At 64.5% G+C, this 15,495-nt stretch carries 14 protein-coding genes; 8 read left to right on the forward strand and 6 right to left on the reverse strand.

All coding sequences use genetic code 11. The features are described 5' to 3' along the window. Positions 1–2: 2 nt before the first annotated feature. Both GV035_RS01230 and GV035_RS01235 read left to right on the forward strand, forming a co-directional pair. Positions 3–233, forward strand: a complete 231-nt coding sequence (locus tag GV035_RS01230; RefSeq protein WP_159832725.1) for a pentapeptide MXKDX repeat protein — start codon at positions 3–5, stop codon at positions 231–233. A 134-nt stretch (positions 234–367) separates the two neighbouring features. Next, a complete protein-coding gene (locus GV035_RS01235; RefSeq protein ID WP_159832726.1) occupies positions 368–1,546 on the forward strand; it encodes an L-dopachrome tautomerase-related protein in 1,179 nt (392 codons plus the stop codon). 10 nt (positions 1,547–1,556) lie between these two features. On the opposite strand, the gene GV035_RS01240 is transcribed toward GV035_RS01235, so the two are convergent. The 5 genes from GV035_RS01240 to GV035_RS01260 are packed head-to-tail and all read right to left on the reverse strand — an operon-like array spanning position 1,557 to position 6,849. After that, positions 1,557–3,008 carry an efflux transporter outer membrane subunit gene (locus GV035_RS01240; protein ID WP_159832727.1) on the reverse strand — a complete coding sequence of 484 codons (1,452 nt, stop codon included), beginning with the start codon at positions 3,006–3,008 and terminating at the stop codon, positions 1,557–1,559. Positions 3,009–3,031: 23 nt separating this feature from the next. Continuing rightward, positions 3,032–4,003 carry an efflux RND transporter periplasmic adaptor subunit gene (locus GV035_RS01245; protein ID WP_159832728.1) on the reverse strand — a complete coding sequence of 324 codons (972 nt, stop codon included), beginning with the start codon at positions 4,001–4,003 and terminating at the stop codon, positions 3,032–3,034. Further along, positions 4,000–4,209 carry a DUF1656 domain-containing protein gene (locus tag GV035_RS01250; protein ID WP_159832729.1) on the reverse strand — a complete coding sequence of 70 codons (210 nt, stop codon included), beginning with the start codon at positions 4,207–4,209 and terminating at the stop codon, positions 4,000–4,002. Before GV035_RS01250 ends, GV035_RS01245 begins: the two co-directional genes overlap by 4 nt. Positions 4,210–4,243: 34 nt before the next feature. Beyond that, positions 4,244–6,355, reverse strand: coding sequence for an FUSC family protein (locus GV035_RS01255; protein WP_159832730.1), 2,112 nt, complete (start codon positions 6,353–6,355; stop codon positions 4,244–4,246). Next, positions 6,352–6,849: a MarR family winged helix-turn-helix transcriptional regulator gene (locus tag GV035_RS01260; RefSeq protein WP_159832731.1), complete on the reverse strand. Its 498-nt coding sequence runs from the start codon at positions 6,847–6,849 to the stop codon at positions 6,352–6,354. Before GV035_RS01260 ends, GV035_RS01255 begins: the two co-directional genes overlap by 4 nt. 155 nt (positions 6,850–7,004) lie before the next feature. On the opposite strand from GV035_RS01260, the gene GV035_RS01265 reads away from it, so the two are divergent. Further along, positions 7,005–7,778, forward strand: a complete 774-nt coding sequence (locus GV035_RS01265) for a YoaK family protein (RefSeq protein WP_159832732.1) — start codon at positions 7,005–7,007, stop codon at positions 7,776–7,778. A 182-nt stretch (positions 7,779–7,960) separates the two neighbouring features. Further along, positions 7,961–9,124 carry a class C beta-lactamase gene (ampC, locus tag GV035_RS01270; RefSeq protein ID WP_159832733.1) on the forward strand — a complete coding sequence of 388 codons (1,164 nt, stop codon included), beginning with the start codon at positions 7,961–7,963 and terminating at the stop codon, positions 9,122–9,124. An 11-nt stretch (positions 9,125–9,135) separates the two neighbouring features. Here the strand turns inward: ampC and GV035_RS01275 are convergent, their stop codons facing one another. Further along, entirely contained in the window at positions 9,136–10,092 is a 957-nt protein-coding gene (locus GV035_RS01275; RefSeq protein WP_201303883.1) for a LysR substrate-binding domain-containing protein, read from the reverse strand. A gap of 117 nt (positions 10,093–10,209) precedes the next feature. On the opposite strand from GV035_RS01275, the gene GV035_RS01280 reads away from it, so the two are divergent. Genes GV035_RS01280 through araG form a run of 4 tightly spaced genes read left to right on the forward strand, consistent with a single transcriptional unit; the run spans position 10,210 to position 15,488 of the window. Then, the gene (locus tag GV035_RS01280; RefSeq protein WP_159832734.1) at positions 10,210–11,943 is read left to right on the forward strand and encodes an IlvD/Edd family dehydratase; all 1,734 of its coding nucleotides are present in this window, start codon (positions 10,210–10,212) and stop codon (positions 11,941–11,943) included. 15 nt (positions 11,944–11,958) lie between these two features. Then, the gene (locus GV035_RS01285; protein WP_159832735.1) at positions 11,959–12,897 is read left to right on the forward strand and encodes a Gfo/Idh/MocA family protein; all 939 of its coding nucleotides are present in this window, start codon (positions 11,959–11,961) and stop codon (positions 12,895–12,897) included. Between the two features lie 44 nt (positions 12,898–12,941). Then, a complete protein-coding gene (locus GV035_RS01290; RefSeq protein WP_159832736.1) occupies positions 12,942–13,946 on the forward strand; it encodes an arabinose ABC transporter substrate-binding protein in 1,005 nt (334 codons plus the stop codon). 6 nt (positions 13,947–13,952) lie between these two features. Then, positions 13,953–15,488: an L-arabinose ABC transporter ATP-binding protein AraG gene (gene araG, locus GV035_RS01295; RefSeq protein WP_159832737.1), complete on the forward strand. Its 1,536-nt coding sequence runs from the start codon at positions 13,953–13,955 to the stop codon at positions 15,486–15,488. The last annotated feature ends 7 nt before the right edge of the window (positions 15,489–15,495 follow it).

A 15,495-nucleotide genomic window follows, 5' to 3' on the forward strand; every position in this document is an offset into this window, starting at 1 on the left:
CAATGAAAAGACTGATGACGGCACTGTTCGCGGCGGCCATGGCAATCGGTGCACCGGCGGCGCACGCGCAGGCAAGCGGCGCGATGTCCAACGATGCGATGTCGCACGATTCGATGAGCAAGGACGCCATGTCGCACGACAGCATGAAGAAGGACTCGATGAGCAAGGACAAGATGAAGAAGCACGACGCGATGAGCAAGGACCATCCCGCTTCCGGTGCAATGTCGCAGTAAGCCGTGCTTCGCAAGCGGACGTGTGACGAACACGCCCGCTTGACAGGCGTTTGCCGCGTACCTAGCATCAAAGCACTCCGATTGATTAATCGCTTACAAACGCTTAAGCGACAAGCGGAGACGAGGAACGCGCGATGAACCACAAGCATTCCCGGCAGCGCATGCGGCGGCATGTTCTCGCATCGTTAGGCGCGGGCATGGTCGGCATCATGGGCTCGCCTCTTTCCGCACGCGGCGCGACCGAACGTGAGCCGCAGCTCGAAACGGTGGCGACGTTCGACGACGACTTCAGGCTCGTCGGTATCGGCGTATCACGGCAGGGGCGCGTGTTCGCGACAGCGCCGGCATCCGTCAAACGCTCGCGCTACAGCATGGTCGAAGTCGATACGAAGACCGGCGCGCTCACGCCCTTTCCCGATGAAAGCTGGAACGTGTACAAGCCCGACGACGATGGCTCGCATCAATGGACCTCGGTGCAGGCGTTGTGGGTGGATGAACACGATCATCTCTGGGCGCTCGATTCGTCGCTGACGTCCGTCGATCAGACCCGTCAGCCGCCGAAGCTCATCGAATTCGACCTCGCCACACGCAAGATCGTGCGTCGGTTCGACTACGGCAAGATCGTCACGCCGAAGGATTCGATCAACGATATCCGCATCGATCATAAGCATAGCTACGCATTTCTCAGCAACGCGGGAAATCAGGGCGGCGTCGTCGTGACGAACCTGAAGAGTGGCGAATCGCGGCTCGTGCTGGCGGGCGATCGCTCGAGCGTCGCCGATCCGAATGAGCATCTGATGTTCGGCGATCGTATCGCGCGCAAGCTGGATGGCAGCGTGCTCGTGCTGCAAACAGACGGCATCGCGCTGTCGCCGGATCGGGAGTGGCTTTACTATCGGCCCTTGACGGACCATCACTATTGGCGCGTGCCGACGGCCGCGCTGATCGATACATCGCTCTCGGCGCAAGACCTCTCGCGGCGCGTGCAGTTTCTCGGCGACGGCGCGGAGACGGGCGGCCTCATCATGAGCGGCGCGGGCGTGCTGTACGGCGGCGATCTGGAGAACCGCACCGTGGTCGCGTTCGATATCGTTCAACGTGACGGCAAGCCGGCGCTCGTGCAGAAGACGTTCGTCGGCAAGCATCCGCAGCTTTCATGGGCCGACGGCTTCGCCATTGGGAACGGCTACCTTTATATCGCGGACTCGCATCTGCACGAGCTGAATTTTTCGAATGGCTATCCCCGCGAAGGTAAGCTCGCGATCTTTCGCGTGCGCTTGCCGAGGCAACCGGCGCACGGACTGGCGGGATAGCGTCAGGCGATCATTTGCGCTGCGCGTTCGCGACATCTTCGTCGCGTTCCCAGCCGCCTCCGAGTGCCAGGAAGAGGTTCACCTGATCCACCGCCACCTGGCCTTCGGCGGCGGCCACTTGCGCGGCCACGCTCGTCAGCGTGCGCGTGGCATCGAGATCCGCGACGAACGATTCGCGCCCGGCCGAATACAGCCGATGCGTCTCGTCGGCCGATTCGATCGCAGACCGATACGCGGTGCGCAAGTTGTCCGCACGCGTGGTATCCGACGCATACGTCGCGAGACTGCTTTGCGTTTCGCGCAGCGCGTTCAGCACGACGCCGTCGAAATGCGCGAGCGCGCCGCCCGATGCCGCTTCCGCCTGCACCACGCGGGCGCGTTGCCCATTGATCGGAAAGCTCCAGTTGATGAGCGGCCCGAACGCCCAGCGATTCGTCGTCGCGCCGAACAAGTCCTCGGCGACGCCCACGGAACCAACGGACGCGCCGAAGCTCACCGACGGATACAGCGCGGCCGTCGCCACGCCGATGCGCGCCGTCGATGCCGCGAGTTGCCGCTCGGCCTGGCGCACATCGGGACGGCGCTTGAGCAGGGCCGCGCCGTCGCCGACAGGGATCGGCTCGCGCAGTGTCGGCAGCTTGTTGCACGCGAGCGCGGCGGGCGGCAACGCGGACGGCGCACGCGCGAGCAGCATCGCCAGCCGATACTGCGCCACGCGGCGGCGCGCGACATAGCGCGGAATATCGGCGGCGAGCGTTTCCGATTGCGTCTGGCCGCGCGTGACTTCGGATTGATTCCCGCGGCCCGCTTCACGCAGGCGTTGCGTCAGGCGCACGCGTTCCCTTTGGAGTGCCAATGATTTCTGCGCGATGCCGAGCTCTTCCGCCGCCGAGCACGATTCGACATAGGCGCGCACGACATCGGCGACCACCGTGATGCGCGCGAGATCGGCGGCGGCTTCGACGGCTTCGTCGTCGGCCTGCGCGGCTTCCACGCCGCGCTTCAGCTTGCCGAACAGATCGAATTCATACGACACGCTCAGTTCCAGCGCGCCTTCGTTCACGACCGGCAGCTTTTCGGTCATCAAGTACTGTTCGGCCGATTCCTGCGCCCGCTGGAACGCGACGGAACTGCGGCTCGAAAAGCCGCCTTGCTGGTTAGCGAATTGCACTTCGGCACGCGATCGCGCGAGGTTCGCGGCGGCCACGCGAATATCCGCGTTCGAGATCAACGCTTCGGTCACGAGTTCATCGAGCGCGGGATCGTCGTAGAGACGCCACCATTTTGAAGGGGCGGTGCCTTGCGTGACGGGCGCCCGGTCCGCGCCGTCGATCGGTGCATTGGCATAAGGCGCGTTGACCGCCGCGCCTTCGGGCAGCGTGTAGTTCGGGCCGACGGTCATGCAGCCGCCGAGCACCAGCATCGACGCGATCAGCGTCAGGCCGAGGCGTGGGCTTCTCATGCGTGTCATGCGTGGCGTGCGCTTCATTGCGATGCACCCGAAGCCGGCACATGCGCTGCCACTGGCGATGCAGGCGCGGTCGCGGATGCAGGCATGGTGCCCGGCGCGGCACGCGAACCGATGGTGGGACCGACGCCGCGCACGGAGACGGTGGCCGTGCGCCCCGCGATCATGCGGAAGTCGGCGGGAATTTCATCGAGCGTCACGCGCACGGGAATGCGCTGCGCGAGCCGCACCCAGCTGAACGCGGGGTTCACGTTCGGCAGCAGGCTCGCGCTCTGCTGGCGGTCGCGATCCTCGATGGCCGCGACGATGCTCTGCACGTGACCGCGCAACAGGTTCGGCTCCCCCATCACCTTGATATCGACCGGCTGGCCGATATCGATGCCATGCAGTTTCGTCTCTTCGAAGTAACCGTCGACGCGAAACGAATGCATATCGACGACCGACAGCACCGCGCGCCCCGCCGATACGAATTCGCCGATGCGCGGCGCGCGATCGTTGAGATAGCCGTCGACCGGACTCACGATCTGCGTGCGCTGCAAGTTGAGCCGCGCGGTGTCGATGGCGACTTCCGCATCGGCGAGCGCGGCCGTGGCCTGCTCCACGCGCGAGTGCGTCTCTTCGACCACTTCGCGCGCCACGAGATTGCCGAGCGAGCGATTGCGCGCGTCTTCGCGGCGCGCCTGATCGAGCGTGGCGCGGCGTTGTTGCGCGGCGGCCTCGGCATTGCGCAGTGCGAGCGTATAGCGCGCCTGATCGATAACGAAGAGCACGTCGCCACGCTTCACCTGCTGGTTATCCACCACCTTCACGTCGGTGATGAGGCCGGACACGTCGGGCGCGACCTGAATCACGTCGGCGCGCACGTGACCATCGCGCGTCCACGGCGCGAACATGTAGTAATCGACCAGCTTCCACAGCACGACGGCTGCAATGGCGACGACGATGAGCGTGAGCAGAATCTGCCCGACGGAGAACCAGGTTTTTTTCACGTGATAAGCCGATGCGAAACGATAACGACAAGCCCCAGCACCAGTACATAGATGCCGAGATCGAAAACGGAGCGATGCCACACGAAGCGATAAAAGCCCACGCGCGCGAGCACGGTGCGGATAACGAGGTTGAGCAGATACGCGACGAACATCAGCGCGAGAACGGCCGGCACGAAGACGCCGAGAATGTCGATTTCGCCGATCATGCGAGCGATTCCGGTGATGTGGATTGAATGAGCATCAGGCGGGTTCTTGTCGTGGCGCGTCGCCGCGTGCGGCCGGGCGCGCGTCCGTTGCGGGCGGATGCAGCGACAGACGCACGCCGATGAGCGCATGCAGCGTGTCGCGCAACAAACGTTCCCCCGGCAACGCGGCCTGCCCGTGCTTTTCCGCCTCGGCGATGGTGTGCGCCGCGACCTGCGCGACGGCATGATCGATCGCGCGTACCAGCGTGGACGGCACGGGCTGACGCTCGCGCCGCTCGATGCAGTGCCCGAAGTAGTCGCGCACGCCCGCGAGCACGTCATCGATCGACGCCTGAACATCGGACGTGAGCTTGCGACGCGCGCGCCGCAGATCGAGCGCATTCAGTGCCACGCGAAAGTCGCGGAAGCTCTCGATGGACGGATGCCGGTGCGAATCCGTTGCGGCTTGACGCGGCAGCACTTGCATCAGCCGGTCGAGCATGCGCGAATAGAGATTGCGCTGATCGTCGAGCGTCGCCGTGGAAGAACACGCGACGATATCGCGCCATGCCGAGCGCGTGAGCCGCGCGACGGCCAGTTCCGCGCCGAAGGGCCGCGTCACGCGCGTCCACACGAAAGCGAAAAGAAGGCCGCCCACGCCCGCGAGATTGCTGTTCAAGAAGACGAAGAAGTCCGCTTCGTAGGCGCTCTGGATGCTGATGAACGTGGCCGTGTTCACCGCGACGAGCATAGTGATGAGCGTGAAGCGCGGCTGCGGAATCAGCGTGCCGATGACGAGGAACGGTCCCGCGAAGATGATGACGAGCATCGCGAAGTCATGCACGTGCGGCAGCACCGCGAACACATAGAGCCCGGCGAACACCACGCTCATGCACGTCGCCAGAAAGAAGACGAACACTTGCGGCGCCGGTTCATCGAGCGCCGCGAAGAAGCAGCACGCGACGGCGGCGAGCGTCACCGCGCCCGCGCCGTCGGCCCAGCCCGATTCGATCCACAGCGCGCACGCGACGATGATCGCGCTGACCGCGACGCCCGTCGAAAACAGCATCATGCCGCGGTCGAAGAAACGCTCGGTGCCGCCGAGCCGCCAGTGGCGAAACCGCGGACGCCAGTCGTGCTCGTCGTGCAGCATCGCGGCGCGCAGCGTGCGGATGTCCTGCCATACGTCGATGACCTGCGAGAGACGCCACAGCGCGCTCGACAGCAACGCGCCGTCTTCGCTCGCGAGCGCCTGTGCCGATGGCCGCATCGCCGCGATACGTTCACGCAGCGCATCGGGCTCGCGCTCGGACTCGGCGGCGTCGTGCAACTTCGGCGCGGGCAGCGACACCCATTTGGCAACATCGGCGAGCAATGCTTTGAGCCCTTCCGGATGCTTGCCGCGCTTGTCGACGAGTTCGATGAGCGGATCGGCCAGCGACGATATCAGCGGCAGAAAGATCTGCATGCGGCCCTGCAAAGCGCGCGCGCGCCGCACGATATCGGGGCGCGCGTGGTCGTAAGTCAACTGGCTCAACAGCACTTCGAGACCGTTGACGGTCGCCGCGAGCCGCTGACGCGAGGCGGACACAGCCGCACCCGCGAGCCGGCCCGACAGCGTTTCGCTTGCGTAAAAGGCGGCGTCGCGGAACCAGGCATCGGTACGTTCGACGAGCGTGGGCGCAAGACGGCTCGGAAAAACGACGCTGCCCATGATGCTCGCGACCACGATGCCGAGCAGAATTTCTTCGGTGCGGGAGATGGCGAGATCGAAGACAACCGCCGGATTCGTCACGGCGGGCAGCGCGATCATCGGCAGCGTGTAGCCCGCGAGCAGGAAGACGTAGCTGCGCGCGGTGCGGTCGAACATCGAGAGAAAGAGCAAGGTGCCTGTCCATAGCGCGACGATCACGCTGAACAGGAAAGGCGATTCGACGAAGGGCGGCACGATCAGCACCGCGCCCGCCGCGCCGATTGCCGTGCCGAGCGCGCGATACAGCGCCTTGGAGCGCGTCGCGCCGACGAACGGGTTGGAGACGATATAGACCGTGGCCATCGCCCAGTAAGGACGCGGCAGTTCGAGCGCGAGGCCGAGGTACAGCGCGATCATCGCGGCCGCGAAGGTCTTGGCCGAGAAGAGCCACTCGCGTGCGGACGGAAAATTCATGACGCGCGGGCCCGGCGCTTGCCGCCGGTCAGCGCGCTCGCGACGGCGTGCGCGTCGAGCGACGCATGCGAGACAGTGAACGCATTGAGCACGCGCAGCGTCGTTTCGAGGTCCTGGCGGCTCACGTCCTCCAGCAAACGGGCGCGCAGCGAGACGAGCCGCTCTTCCATGTGCGCGGTGACGGCGCGGCCCTCGTCAGTCAACGTGATGGTCTTGGCGCGCTTGTCCTCGGGATCTTCGTCGCGCCGCACGAGGCCCGCCGCGCATAGCTGATCCAGCAATCTGACGAGCGACGGCCCTTCGATGCCGACATGCTCCGCGAGCGTGACCTGCCGCACCGCTTCGCCGAGCCGGTTCGCCGTGAGCAGCGGCACCGCGCACGCCTCGGATACGCCATACGAAGCGAGCACATCGTGACTGGTGCGACGCCAGCGGCGGGCTGCGAGCACGAGCGTGCTGCTGACCGACCGGCGCAGGAGATCAATGGAAGTCATGGGCCGGCATTATAACGACAGTTTCATTCGTTAGCCTGCTATCAATCGGTGTATCGATGCGTCCGGCAACGCGTGCGACGGCGCGTGTTAGCGCACGAACGAACGGCGGAATTGTCGTGCTATCTTCTCGACTCGATCAATCTGCACGGCCCGTCATGCCGATCAGCACGCTCCGCGGCCTCACCTCGCCCACCCGCACCGATTCCGCGAATCGGCGGCTCGGTTGCGCGCTCGCCTTCGTCGCGGGCGCGGCGAATGCCGGCGGCTTTCTGGCCGTGGGACAGTACACGTCGCATATGTCAGGACTGGTTTCGTCGATGGCGGACAACGTCGTGCTCGGTCAGGCGGCACTGGTGGTCTCGGCGCTCGGCGCGGTGCTCGCGTTCATGTGCGGGGCCGCGACGTCCGCGCTACTCATCAACTGGGGACGCCAGCGCGCCGCGCACAGTGTGTTCGCCACGCCGCTCCTGCTCGAAGCCTGCTTGCTGCTCGTCTTCGGGATGCTCGGGGCGAATCTGGAGACGCATCGCGTGTGGGACGTACCGGCCACCGTCGCGCTGCTGTGCTTCGTGATGGGCCTTCAAAACGCGATGATCACCAAGATATCGAAGGCGGAGATTCGGACCACGCATGTGACGGGTCTCGTCACCGATATCGGGATCGAACTAGGCAAGGGCCTTTACTGGAATCGCGGCGTGGATCGGACCGACGCGAACTATGTGCGCGCGAATCATGCGCGACTTGCGCTGCTGACGTCGCTGCTTGCGATGTTCGTCGCCGGCGGCTTTGCCGGTGCGATCGGCTTCGCGCATCTCGGCTTCATGGCGACCGTGCCGTTGGCCGCGCTGTTGCTGCTGTTCTCGTCCGTGCCGGTCGTGGACGATCTTTCCGCGAGTCGGCGGCGCATGCGCAACGCGGCGGATCGTTAGAGCGTATTGCGTCTGCGATAGATTCTCTTGACGGTGCGGCAAATTTCCCTCGGATTGTGGCGCGCGCATAAAGGGCGGATAGTCTCGCCACGGTGGGGCTCGCGCCGTGTCTCCCGGCACGCACGCGACGCATCGGCCAATCAATGCGATATCGCACCCGTATTCAAACGAGGACTCAAACAATGAAGCTGACAACGCTGCTCGCAGCGGCCATTCTTTCCACATGCTCGATAGCCGCCTTCAGTCAGCCGGCGAGCCTGACCCGCGATCAGATCAAGCACATCGTCGATGAAACCATCGCGCCGTTGATGGCGCGCGACGGCATCGCGGGCATGGCAGTCGGAGTCGTCGTCGAAGGCAAGCCTTACGTGTTCGATTACGGCGTGGCGTCGAAGGAAAGCGGCGCGCCCGTCACGCGCACGACCTTGTTCGAACTGGGCTCGGTCAGCAAGACGTTCACGGCGACGCTCGCAACGTACGCACAAGAGACGGGGCATCTCTCGCTAAGCGATCCCGTCGGCAAGTACGTGCCCGAATTGCGCGGCAGCGCATTCGGCGACGAGGTCACGCTGCTCACTCTCGGCACGCACACGCCGGGCGGTCTGCCCTTGCAAGTGCCCGACGAGGTTCACGACAACGCAGAACTCATCCAGTACTTCAAGGCGTGGCGACCGCGCTATGCGCCGGGTACGTATCGCACGTATGCGAATCCGGGCATTGGCACGCTTGGTTTGATCACGGCGAAAAGCATGGGAGGCGACTTCGACGCGCTCATGCAGCAGCATGTCTTCGCGGCGCTCGGTATGAGCAATAGTTATATCCAGGTGCCGGCTGCGCGCATGCGCGACTATGCGGAAGGTTATGCCAAGGACGGCACGCCGATTCGCATGAGACCGGGCGTGCTGTCGTCGGAAGCGTATGGCGTGAGATCGACCGCTGAAGACATGACGCGCTTCCTGCAGGCCAACATGAACGACGCCGCGCCTGTCGACGCCACGCTGCAACGCGCGATCACGGCCACGCATACCGGGTACTTTCAGGCCGGTCCGATGACGCAGGATCTCATCTGGGAGCAGTACCCGTATCCCGCGCCGTTGAGCGCATTGCTCGATGGAAACGGCCCCTCGATGATCGTGGATGGACACGCCGTCACGCGTATCGATCCGCCGCAAGCGCCGCGCGACGACGCGTGGCTCAACAAGACCGGCTCGACCAACGGCTTCGGCAGCTACATTGCGTTCGTGCCGTCGAAGCATGTCGGCATCGTGATGCTGGGCAACAAGAACATCCCGAACGCGGACCGCGTGCGCGCGGCGTATGCAATCGTGACGTCGCTCGTCAAGTAGAAGATGGACCGTTAGCGGACTGCGCTCTCGTAGACGTCGGCGGCGGTGGCGCGCAACGCATCGACCATCACGCTCGTCGCGGGCGTGAACAAGCGGTCGGCGCGCGTGACGATGCCGAAGTCGTCCATCTGGCATTCCATCGGCAAGGGCAGCATCGCGGCCATGCCGTGGTGCGCGTAGTAAAGCGCCACGTCCTCCGCGAGCACGGCGATCATGTCGCTCTGTTCCAGCAAGCGCGTGATGAAAAGAATGGCCGCCGTCTCGACCACGTTCGACGGCGGCGCAAGACTCGCGCGCTGGAACATCAGTTCGAAGCGATGCCGCAACACGCTGCCCGCAGGCGGCACGAGCCACGCGCACGGCTGCACGTCGGCGAGCGTCAATTCAGGCGCATCCAGCAGCGGATGCCCCGGCCGCACGAGCGCGCGCACGGGTTCCCCCGTCAGCGGTTCGTAGCGAAGCCGCAGCTTGTCGTGTTCGACCGAAAGCCTTCCGATGACCACATCGAGCTTTTCCTGCGCGAGCCGTTCGAGCAGCACGTTGCTGGTATCGATTTCGACGGAGATGCGGATATCCGCATGCTGCCGTTTGACCGAAGCGACAGCGGCAGGCAAGAGCCGCACGCCCGGCGACGTGATCGCGCCGATCGCGACATGACCGAGCCGTCCCGTCTTCAGCGCGACGAGCTCTTCCTGCGCCTGATCGAGACTGCCTAGCACCGCCCGCGCGTGACGCACGATGGCTTCGCCATACAGCGTGGCGCGCATGCCGCGCGGCTCGCGCTCGAAAAGCGTCACGCCGAGCGTTTCTTCGAGTTCGCGCAGCAGCTTGGAAGCGGCGGGCTGCGTCATGTGCAGCACGGCCGCCGCGCGATGAATGTTGCCTTCCTCCACGAGCGCGACAACGAGCATCAACTGCCGCGTCTTCAGCCGGCTGCGGATATACCAAGGGGTCGAATTCAGCAGCATTTAGGGGTTTGTACGAATGCCGTTTCGGGTATCGGTAACGTCGAACAATTCATTAGTAGATTATCACGCGTCCTCATAGACTTCGCGGCAATCGCGTTATGAACCAGGACGAAACTCATGTCGGCATCGAAGCCCAAGCTGCGCTCCCAAGAATGGTTCGGCACCGCCGACAAGAACGGCTTCATGTACCGAAGCTGGATGAAGAATCAGGGCATTCCCGATCACGAATTCGACGGCAGGCCGGTCATCGGCATCTGCAATACGTGGTCGGAACTCACGCCATGCAACGCGCACTTTCGCAAGATCGCGGAACACGTGAAGCGCGGCGTGTATGAAGCGGGCGGCTTTCCCGTGGAATTCCCCGTGTTTTCCAATGGCGAATCGAATCTGCGACCGACCGCGATGCTCACGCGCAATCTCGCCGCGATGGACGTGGAAGAGGCGATCCGCGGTAATCCCATCGATGCCGTCGTGTTGCTCACCGGCTGCGACAAGACCACGCCCGCGCTTCTGATGGGCGCGGCGAGCTGCGACGTGCCCGCTATCGTCGTGACAGGCGGGCCGATGCTCAACGGCAAGCTCAACGGCAAGGACATCGGTTCCGGCACGGCGGTGTGGCAACTGCACGAATCGCTGAAGGCGGGCGAGATCGATCTGCATCAGTTTCTCTCGGCGGAAGGGGGCATGTCGCGTTCGGCGGGCACCTGCAACACGATGGGCACCGCATCCACAATGGCGTGCATGGCCGAGGCGCTCGGCACCTCGCTGCCGCACAACGCGGCGATTCCGGCCGTCGATGCGCGCCGTTACGTGCTCGCGCATATGTCGGGCATTCGCATCGTAGAGATGGCCCTCGAAGGTCTGACGTTATCGAAGATTCTGACGCGCGAAGCGTTCGAGAACGCGATTCGCACCAACGCGGCCATCGGCGGTTCGACGAACGCGGTGATTCACCTCAAGGCGATTGCGGGCCGTATCGGCGTGCCGCTCGAACTGGAGGACTGGACGCGCATCGGGCGCGATACGCCGACCATCGTGGACCTGATGCCTTCTGGCCGTTTCCTGATGGAAGAGTTCTATTACGCGGGCGGCCTGCCCGCCGTGCTGAGGCGCCTGGGAGAAGCGAGCCTCTTGCCGCATCCGGATGCATTGACGGTGAATGGCAAATCGCTCTGGGAGAACGTGAAGAACGCGCCCAATACGAATGACGAAGTGATCCGCGAACTGAGCAACCCGCTCATTGCCGACGGCGGCATACGCGTGTTGCGCGGCAATCTCGCGCCGCGCGGCGCGGTGCTGAAACCGTCGGCGGCGAGTCCCGAGTTGCTCAAGCACCGGGGGCGCGCGGTCGTGTTCGAGAACCTCGAACACTACAAGGAACGCATCGTCGATGAATCGCTCGATGTCGACAAGGACTGCGTGCTCGTGATGAAGAACTGCGGGCCGAAGGGTTATCCGGGCATGGCCGAAGTGGGCAACATGGGCCTGCCGCCGAAGCTTCTGCGTCAGGGCGTGAAGGACATGGTCCGCATTTCCGATGCGCGCATGAGCGGCACTGCATACGGCACGGTGGTGCTGCACGTCGCGCCGGAAGCGGCGGCGGGCGGCCCGCTTGCGGCCGTGCGTGACGGCGACTGGATCGAACTGGATTGCGATGCGGGCACGCTGCATCTCGACATCAGCGACGAAGAGCTGGCGAGCCGCATGAGCGCTCACGTGCCGCCGCGCGTGCATGGTGATGGCGGTTATCAGCGCCTGTACGTGGATCACGTACTGCAAGCGGACGAAGGTTGCGACCTCGACTTCCTCGTCGGCAAGCGCGGCGCGGCAGTGCCACGCCATTCGCACTGACCACGAGGAACACGCATGACATCGGCTTATAAGCTCGCCGTCGCGGGTATCGGCAAGATCGCGCGCGACCAGCATCTTCCGGCGATTGCCGCGCAACCCGGCTTCGAACTCGTCGCGTGCGCGAGCCGCAATGCGAGCGTCGATGGCGTGCGCAACTACGCGGACCTCGACGCGTTGCTCGCCGCCGAGCCGTCGCTCGATGCGGTGTCGCTCTGTGCGCCGCCGCAAGTCCGCTTCGCGCAGGCACGCGCAGCGTTGGAAGCGGGCAAGCATGTGATGCTCGAAAAGCCGCCGGGCGCGAGCGTGAGCGAAGTCGAGGCGCTGAGAGACATCGCGCAGTCGCACGGCCGCACGCTGTTTGCAAGCTGGCATTCGCGCGCCGCGAGCGCCGTGGAGCCGGCGCGTGCCTGGCTTGCGTCGAAAGAAGCGGGCGCGGTGCGCGCCGTGGAAATACGCTGGAAAGAAGACGTGCGCCGCTGGCATCCGGGCCAGCAATGGATATGGGAACCGGGTGGCCTCGGCGTGTTCGATCCGGGCATCAACGCGCTGTCCATCGTCACGCGGATTCTGCCGCGAGAGATCGCCTTGCGTGCGGCGACGCTCACCATTCCACGCGATACCGCGACGCCTATAGCCGCCGAACTCGATTGCATCGATACGAACGGTGCGCCGGTGCGCGCGGCGTTCGACTGGCGTCATGGTCCTGTCGAAGAGTGGGACATCGACGTGGACACGGACGGCGGACGCCTGTCGATTCGCGAGGGCGGCAAGCGCTTGTCGATTGCGGGCGAAGCCGTTTCACTCGGCCCCGAGCGCGAGTATCCGGCGCTTTATGAACGATTCCACGCGCTGATCGGGCGGGGCGAGAGCGACGTGGACGTGCGTCCGCTCAGGCTCGTCGCGGATGCATTTCTGTTAGGCAAGCATGTAGAGACCGAGCCGTTCGGCCGCTGAAATCAACGACATTCACCACAAGAGCAATACAAAGGAGACACGTCATGAACCAGCAATTCCGCCGCCTGACCTTGCGCGCCATCATGGCCGCGATGTGCGTCGCGCCTTTCGCCCTTCACGGCGCGGCGCAAGCCGACGAGCCGGTCAAGATCGGCTTTCTCGTGAAGATGCCCGAGCAGGCATGGTTCATCAATGAGCAGAAGGCGTCGACCGCGCTCGGGCAGAAAGAGAACTTCAGCTCCGTGAACATCGGCACGCCGGATGGCGAAAAAGTGCTCGCCGCCATCGACAACCTCGGTGCGCAAGGCGCGCAGGGCTTCGTGATCTGCGCGCCGGACGTGCGCCTCGGACCGGCCATCGCCGCGCGTGCGAAACGCTACAACATGAAGTTCGTCTCGGTGGATGACCAGCTCGTCGATTCATCGGGCAAGCCGCTCTCGAACGTGCCGCATCTGGGCATGTCGGCGCTCAAGATCGGCAATCAGGTCGGTGACGCTATCGCCGGCGAGATGAAGCGTCGCGGCTGGAAGCCGGAAGAAGTCGGCGCGTTGCGTATTACGGACTACGAGCTTCCTACGGCGAAGCTGCGTACCGATGGCGCGACGCAGTCGCTCGTCGCCAACGGCTTCAAGAAAGAGAACATCTTCGACGCCCCGCAGAAAACCACCGACGACGAAGGCGGCTTCAACGCGGCATCGCCCGTGCTCGCGCAGCATCCGAACATCAAGAAATGGGTGATCTTCGCGCTGAACGAAGAGACCGTGCTGGGCGGCGTGCGCGCGACGGAACAGCTGCATATTCCTTCGGCGGATGTCATCGGCGTGGGCATCAACGGTGCGGGCGAAGCGTTCGCCGAGTTCCAGAAGAAGGAGCAAACGGGCTTCTTCGGCACCATCGCGGTCAGCTCGACCAACCACGGCAAGCAAAGCGCGCAGAACCTCGTTGACTGGATTCGCACTGGCAAAGCGCCGCCCGCCGATACGCAAACCACGGGCAAGCTGATGACGCGCGAGAACTGGAAGTCGGTGCGTACCGAACTGGGTATCTAAGCCCGCATGGATACCACGACGGACGACGTGACCCTCGCGCCCGCGCACGGCGAGCGCGGCGCGTACCTGGCGCTCGACGGCATCACGGTCAGCTTTCCGGGCGTGCGCGCGCTCGACGGCGTGTCGCTCGCGGTGCGCGCGGGCGAGGTGCACGGCTTGATGGGCGAGAACGGCGCGGGCAAATCGACCTTGCTGAAGGTGCTTTCGGGCGTCAACAAGCCCCAGGCGGGAACGCTGAAGCTCGATGGCGTCGAGCAGCGGTTCGCCACGACGCGCGAGGCGATTGCCGCGGGCATCGCGATCATCTATCAGGAACTGCACCTCGTGCCGGAACTGACGGTGGCCGAGAACCTGATGCTCGGGCAGTTGCCCAACCGCGCGGGCGTGCTCGACGAGCGCGCGCTCGTCAAACGCGCGATGGCCGAACTGGAACGTCTCGGCGAACGGATCGATCCGCGCACGCCGGTGAAGAACCTCTCCATCGGCCAGCGGCAGATGATCGAGATCGGCAAGGCGTTGATGCGCGACGCGCGCGTGATCGCGTTCGACGAACCGACGAGTTCGCTGTCCGCGCGCGAGACGAAGCAACTGTTTCGCATCATCGACGCCCTGCGCGCCGATGGCCGCGCGATCATCTACGTCACGCATCGCATGGACGAAGTCTATGAACTGTGCGACCGCGTGACCGTGTTCCGCGATGGCCGCCGCATCGAGACCTTCGATTCCGTCGCGGGCCTCTCGCGCGACCGGCTGATTGCGTGCATGGTCGGCCGCTCGATCGCGGATGTCTATGGCTACCGTTCGCGCGAAGCTGGCGACGTGATGATCGAGGCGAAAGGGCTGCTCGGGCCGGGTCTCTCTGAGCCGGTGTCGTTCAGCGCGCGGCGTGGCGAAATCGTCGGCTTCTTCGGTCTCGTCGGCGCGGGGCGTTCCGAGTTGATGAAGCTGCTTTACGGGGCGACGAAAGCGAGCGAGGGCCAGGTGGAATTGAAGGGCAAGCGCGTGTCGTTTTCGAGTCCGCGCGATGCCGTGCGCGCGGGCATCGCGCTCTGTCCCGAAGACCGCAAGCAGGAAGGCATCGTCGCGATCGCGTCCGTCGCGGATAACCTCAACATCAGCGCGCGCCGTCATTTCAGCCCCGCGCGCTTCCTGCTCGACGCTCGCCGCGAACGCGCGCTCGCGCAGGAATACATCGCGAAGCTCGCGATCAAGACGCGCAGCGGCGAGACGGCTATCGGCACGCTCTCGGGCGGCAATCAGCAGAAGGTGATTCTCTCGCGCTGGCTCGCGGAACGCATCGACGTGTTCCTGATGGACGAGCCGACACGCGGCATTGATGTCGGCGCGCGTGCCGAGATCTATAACCTTTTGTATGAGCTCGCCGAAGCGGGGCGCACGGTGATTCTCGTGTCGAGCGATCTGGCCGAAGTGATCGGCGTGTCGGATCGCATCATCGTGATGAAGGAAGGACGCATTGCCGGCGCGCTGCCCAAGGCGCAAGCGACGCCGGACGAACTGATCAAGCTCGCATTGCCCCGCTGACTGCTGA

The sequence above is a fragment of the Burkholderia sp. 8Y genome, assembly GCF_902506145.1.
GTDB lineage: Bacteria > Pseudomonadota > Gammaproteobacteria > Burkholderiales > Burkholderiaceae > Caballeronia.